This window comes from Klebsiella sp. MS 92-3 (assembly GCF_000195655.1).
GTDB classification, from domain to species: domain Bacteria; phylum Pseudomonadota; class Gammaproteobacteria; order Enterobacterales; family Enterobacteriaceae; genus Klebsiella; species Klebsiella pneumoniae.
This window is the reverse complement of the sequence record NZ_GL882793.1, coordinates 1-5012: the sequence shown is the minus strand read 5'-3', so window position 1 is coordinate 5012 and position 5012 is coordinate 1. Positions and strand designations below refer to the sequence as shown.

The window sequence follows — 5012 nt, the reverse complement described above, 5'->3', positions numbered from 1 at the left end:
CTCGCTTCATAGAAAAATCTTGCCGCCTTTTCCCTGCTGGACTCTACACTTAGCTTAAAAGCCAGCAAGGAGCATGCCATGCGTATCCTGCCGATAATCACCGCGATTGCCGTCTCGTTCCTGTCTGTCGCCTGCAGCACGCCCGCCCCGCCGCCGGGCGTCACCGTGGCCAGTCCCTTCGACGTTCAGCGCTATCTGGGTACCTGGTATGAAATCGCCCGCTTTGACCACCCTTTTGAAAGCGGGCTGGAAAAAGTCACGATCGCCTGGCACCCACGTGATGACGGCGGTCTGGATGTGGTGAATAAAGGTTATAACCCCGACCGCGGCATGTGGCAGAAAACGGACGGGGTAGCGTACTTTACCGGGGAGCCCAGCCGCGCCGCGCTGAAGATTTCCTTCTTCGGCCCTTTCTACGGCAGCTATAACGTCATTGCTCTGGATAAGGAGTATCGTTACGCGCTGGTCTGCGGCCCCGATCGCGACTATCTCTGGCTGCTGGCCCGGGCGCCGACCATCGCCCCGGAGGTCAGGCAGCAGATGCTGGACATTGCCACCCGACAGGGCTTTGATGTCGGCAAACTGGTCTGGGTCAATCAGCGCTATGATTAGTGCGCGCTGATCTTCAGGCCAATGATGCCGATCACGATACAAACAAGGCTGGCGATACGCATGGCGCTGGCGGATTCCCCTAACAGCACAATACCGGTCACGGCGGCGCCCACGGCGCCGATCCCGGTCCAGACGGCGTAGGCGGTACCTACCGGTAGGGTTTTCATCGCCCATGAGAGCAGCGCCATGCTGGCCACCATCGCCACGATGGTGATAACGCTGGGAACCAGGCGGCTAAAGCCATGGGTATATTTCAGGCCGACGGCCCACACCACTTCCAGCAGGCCAGCGATAAACAATACTATCCAGGACATAAGGCTCCTTTGCTGGGGCCGTCCCCGGATGAGAAACGCTTACGGGTCGTCCCGTAAGGTGGATGAAAAGTCGTGGTGAGTATATCCAACGGAATGAGAGAAGTGAAGAACGGTACGGCGCTAAACCGTACCGTTGACGGCGTTTATTGCTGAGCTTTGGTTGCCGCGCCAGAGATTGCGTTACCGCCGTCTGAAATATCCTCACCGACACCGCGCGTGGTGTTACAAGCGGTCAGTGCTGAAGAGAGGACCAAAACCGTAAAGAACGCTGCAATCGTTTTTTTCACCATAATGTCATCCTTAGTGTCAGTTTTGTTTTCATGCCCTATAAGCATAGACAAACCGTCCAAAGATGAAGGGATCTTTGCGATTTTTAAGAGAAAAGGAGTATGCGTGGAGGAGGCTGACATACCGGGAGGCAAGCGCCATCAACGAAACGGCAGGGAAATTCAGCTCACAGCGTGAGAGATAGCGTGGCCCAGGCCCTGAATATCTTCACCCACACCGCGGGCGGTATTGCAGCCAGCCAACAGCGCGCTGCTCAGAAAGAGTAACACCAGGAGTTTAACGCTGCGCTTCATGTATCGTGCTCGTTGTGACTGTACGAAAAGAGCGGCGCAGCACGGAGGCTACGCCGGTCATCATGACGCGAAATTACTTCACGCGGGATACATATTCGCCAGAGCGAGTATCCACTTTGATCACTTCGCCAATCTGAACGAACAGCGGAACTTTAACCACCGCGCCAGTAGACAGGGTCGCCGGTTTACCGCCGGTACCCGCGGTGTCGCCTTTCAGGCCTGGATCGGTTTCAATGATTTCCAGCTCAACGAAGTTCGGCGGGGTGACCGCGATCGGCTGGCCGTTCCACAGGGTCACGATGCACTCAGCCTGATCCAGCAGCCATTTAGCGTTGTCACCGATCGCTTTCGCGTCAGCAGACAGCTGCTCGAAGGTTTCGTTGTTCATGAAGTGCCAGAACTCACCGTCGTTGTACAGGTAAGTCAGGTTCATATCGACAACGTCCGCGCCTTCTGCGGAATCGGTAGATTTGAAGGTTTTCTCAACGCGGGTACCGGTCAGCAGACGGCGCAGCTTAACGCGCGCAAACGCCTGGCCTTTACCTGGTTTAACGAATTCGCTGGCTTCTACCGCATAAGGTTCGCCATCTAACATGATTTTAAGACCAGCACGAAAATCGTTGCTATAGTAAGTCGCCATAAGGCCCTCTGAAATTGTTTAACTGGTAGCTAAGCCACAAAATGGCGCATATTGTAACCCTAAATACCCCATCCAGAGAAGATTGGATAACGCAACTTGCCAATGTTGTGACCAGTCCTGATGAACTGCTGCGTCTTTTAAATGTAGACGCTGATGAAAAACTGCTGGCCGGACGCGAGGCCAGACGCCTGTTCCCGCTGCGCGTCCCACGCGCGTTTATCGCCCGCATGGAGAAAGGCAACCCTAACGATCCGCTGCTTCGTCAGGTACTTACCGCCGAGGAAGAATTTATCGTCGCCCCCGGCTACTCCACCGATCCGCTGGAAGAACAGCACAGCGTGGTACCCGGTCTGTTGCACAAATATCGCAACCGGGCCCTGCTGCTGGTGAAAGGCGGTTGTGCAGTCAATTGCCGTTATTGTTTCCGCCGCCACTTCCCATACGCCGAAAATCAGGGCACCAGGCGCAACTGGCAGACGGCGATGGACTACATCGCGGCACATCCGCAGCTTGATGAAATCATCTTCTCCGGCGGCGACCCGCTGATGGCGAAGGATCATGAGCTTGACTGGCTGATGACCCAGCTGGAAGCTATTCCACACGTTAAGCGTCTGCGTATTCACAGCCGCCTGCCAATTGTGATCCCGGCGCGCATCACCGAGACGCTGGCCAGCCGCTTCCAGCGTTCGTCGCTGCAGGTGATCCTGGTTAACCACGTTAACCACGCCAATGAAATTGACGGTGAGTTTCGCGCGGCGATGGCCATGCTGCGTCAGGCGGGCGTCACGCTGCTCAACCAGAGCGTGCTGCTGCGCGGGGTGAACGACAACGCGCAAACCCTGGCCGACCTCAGCAATGCGCTGTTCGACGCCGGGGTAATGCCCTACTACCTGCACGTGCTGGATCGGGTGCAGGGAGCGGCGCACTTCATGGTCAGCGATGATGAAGCCCGTGAAATCATGCGCGAACTATTGACCCTCATCTCTGGCTATATGGTGCCGAAGCTGGCGCGCGAGATTGGCGGGGAACCCAGCAAGACGCCGCTGGATTTAGGGCTGAAGCAGCGTTAATAAACTGAAGGTCTGCCAGGACGTTCTGGCAGACCTTCGGATAGGAAGATTTCGACAGACGGGTGTTAAGGTGACCAGCAAATGACTATCGCACCGCGCTATAACCCCTGGCTGTGACGAGCTACCGGTTTAGCACGACCAACACAATAATATTAATTACAATCATCACGACAATTAGCGCGATTAACCATACGGGTATTTTAAAAGTAACATGCAACCGCTCAGATGCTTTTTCACCTTCTTCCGGTTTATTTGCCATCAAATCACTGCCATGCTTTGATGAGTTTTCTATTAGTGGAAGATTTAAATGAGTGTCAGGCTTTTCCTTTTCTTCAGAAATAAAGTCGACAACTTTATTATTCTGATAATGCGTTAATGTCACCCGATTCATATTCTTGCACTCTTCATCAGAGAGAGGAATGACCAATGTATTCGGAGCGACGCTAAAGCCTTTTTGCCGGACGGTGATAATGATATCCTCAGATAGCCCAGCTTTTACCAGCGATTTTCGCAGCAAAGAGATATTTTGATAGAACGTATTTTGCGAAACGACCACCCCCCGTGTTTCCCATACAGCCGCCAGGAACTCATCCCGTGAAATGACTTTGCCGCAATTCTGCAAAAGCAGCAGCAAGCATCTGGCGGTTGGCGCATTGAGGCTGATGCACTCCCCGTCCCCGGCAAGCGGCCGCAGCTCATTCATATTGGCATTAAATATAATCTCCTGATTAATTATACACCCATTAAATAATACTGCGTCATTCATATCCTTGCCCCACGTAACCCTATTATCCATAATAAAATCAAATGATTTCAACCAAACGATTATGTGAACATTCTTGTTTCAGATGAAAACAGGTACATTTCACATTGAAGTTCAGCCCACAGGATACCGCAGATAAAAAAACAAGCGATAGCTAACTTGCTTAATGGTCAGATTTTCAGATTAAATTAATCTCAACTGGAATCCACATCTCATCAGAGAGGGGGGCAGCATTAAATTCACAGGTGCTTCATCAACAATTCACAAGCATTTTTTGCACCAGACTTTTAAATTACTCCCGCTTCTCCATGGTTCGCTATGGCAAGCGATATGGTAGCGTTGTTCAACAGGATGATTTGTCTCAGCACTATATAAAGGAATGCTGGCGCTTATTTTCAATATCAATGCGAATGCATACTCCATTCCCTTGATAACTGTTATCAACTCTACACAGGACTAAGTATCTATATATGGATTAATTAAATGAAAAAGACAATCGTAGCTGTAATGGTCGCTGCATCTGCAGTGCTGAGTGCTCAGGCAATGGCAACCAACACCGCTCAGGTAACTGTACTGGGTGAAGTCTCTGATGCAGCTAACTCTTGCGTCGTGACTCCGACTGGTACCCTGAACAACGGTATCGTTCAGCTGATCACTGTGACCACTGCGGAAGCAAATGCTGAAGCTGCAGGTACTCTGTTCAAAACTCAGGACTTCGGTTTTAAAGTTACTGACTGCGCACAGGGCAGCGCTAACCCGGTTACCGGCCTGACTGTAAACGTTGCCGGTGTCACCTCCAGCGATAAAACCATCCTGGACAACACCGCAGCTGGCGGCGCTACCGGTATCGGTATCGGTATCCAGCGTCTCAGCGATTCACATCGCGTAGCCTTCGACGGTTCTGACACCATGACCGAAAGCTACTCTGCTACTACCGGTACTCAGCTGAAGTACACCACTGGTTATGTAAAAGTGAACTCTGCTACTCCGGTAACCGAAGGCCGGTGATGCTGCCAACTTACTGATTTAGTG

8 protein-coding genes are annotated in these 5012 nt (G+C 52.3%); 3 read left to right on the top strand and 5 right to left on the bottom strand.

Going from position 1 to position 5012, the window contains the following annotated elements:
• Positions 1 to 78: 78 nt before the first annotated feature.
• A complete protein-coding gene (locus HMPREF9538_RS17015; protein ID WP_009484722.1) occupies positions 79 to 612 on the top strand; it encodes a lipocalin family protein in 534 nt (177 codons plus the stop codon).
• On the opposite strand, the gene sugE is transcribed toward HMPREF9538_RS17015, so the two are convergent.
• From sugE to efp, 4 genes are all read right to left on the bottom strand, one after another.
• The gene (gene sugE / locus HMPREF9538_RS17020; protein ID WP_002885521.1) at positions 609 to 926 is read right to left on the bottom strand and encodes a quaternary ammonium compound efflux SMR transporter SugE; all 318 of its coding nucleotides are present in this window, start codon (positions 924 to 926) and stop codon (positions 609 to 611) included. The two genes, HMPREF9538_RS17015 and sugE, sit on opposite strands and share 4 nt — an antisense overlap.
• A 143-nt stretch (positions 927 to 1069) precedes the next feature.
• Positions 1070 to 1216 carry a lipoprotein toxin entericidin B gene (ecnB, locus tag HMPREF9538_RS0127390; RefSeq protein ID WP_002885518.1) on the bottom strand — a complete coding sequence of 49 codons (147 nt, stop codon included), beginning with the start codon at positions 1214 to 1216 and terminating at the stop codon, positions 1070 to 1072.
• Between the two features lie 159 nt (positions 1217 to 1375).
• Entirely contained in the window at positions 1376 to 1507 is a 132-nt protein-coding gene (locus HMPREF9538_RS17025; RefSeq protein WP_002885511.1) for an entericidin A/B family lipoprotein, read from the bottom strand.
• A 73-nt stretch (positions 1508 to 1580) separates the two neighbouring features.
• Positions 1581 to 2147, bottom strand: coding sequence for an elongation factor P (gene efp, locus HMPREF9538_RS17030; protein WP_002885506.1), 567 nt, complete (start codon positions 2145 to 2147; stop codon positions 1581 to 1583).
• Positions 2148 to 2188: 41 nt separating this feature from the next.
• Here efp and epmB point away from each other — a divergent pair, with 41 nt between their 5' ends.
• A complete protein-coding gene (gene epmB, locus HMPREF9538_RS0127385; RefSeq protein WP_002885500.1) occupies positions 2189 to 3217 on the top strand; it encodes an EF-P beta-lysylation protein EpmB in 1029 nt (342 codons plus the stop codon).
• Between the two features lie 121 nt (positions 3218 to 3338).
• Here epmB and HMPREF9538_RS17035 read toward each other — a convergent pair whose 3' ends face one another.
• Positions 3339 to 3983, bottom strand: a complete 645-nt coding sequence (locus HMPREF9538_RS17035) for a winged helix-turn-helix domain-containing protein (RefSeq protein ID WP_020317255.1) — start codon at positions 3981 to 3983, stop codon at positions 3339 to 3341.
• Positions 3984 to 4463: 480 nt separating this feature from the next.
• Between HMPREF9538_RS17035 and HMPREF9538_RS17040 the strand changes: the two genes are divergently transcribed.
• Positions 4464 to 4988, top strand: a complete 525-nt coding sequence (locus HMPREF9538_RS17040; RefSeq protein WP_009484718.1) for a fimbrial protein — start codon at positions 4464 to 4466, stop codon at positions 4986 to 4988.
• Positions 4989 to 5012: the final 24 nt, after the last annotated feature.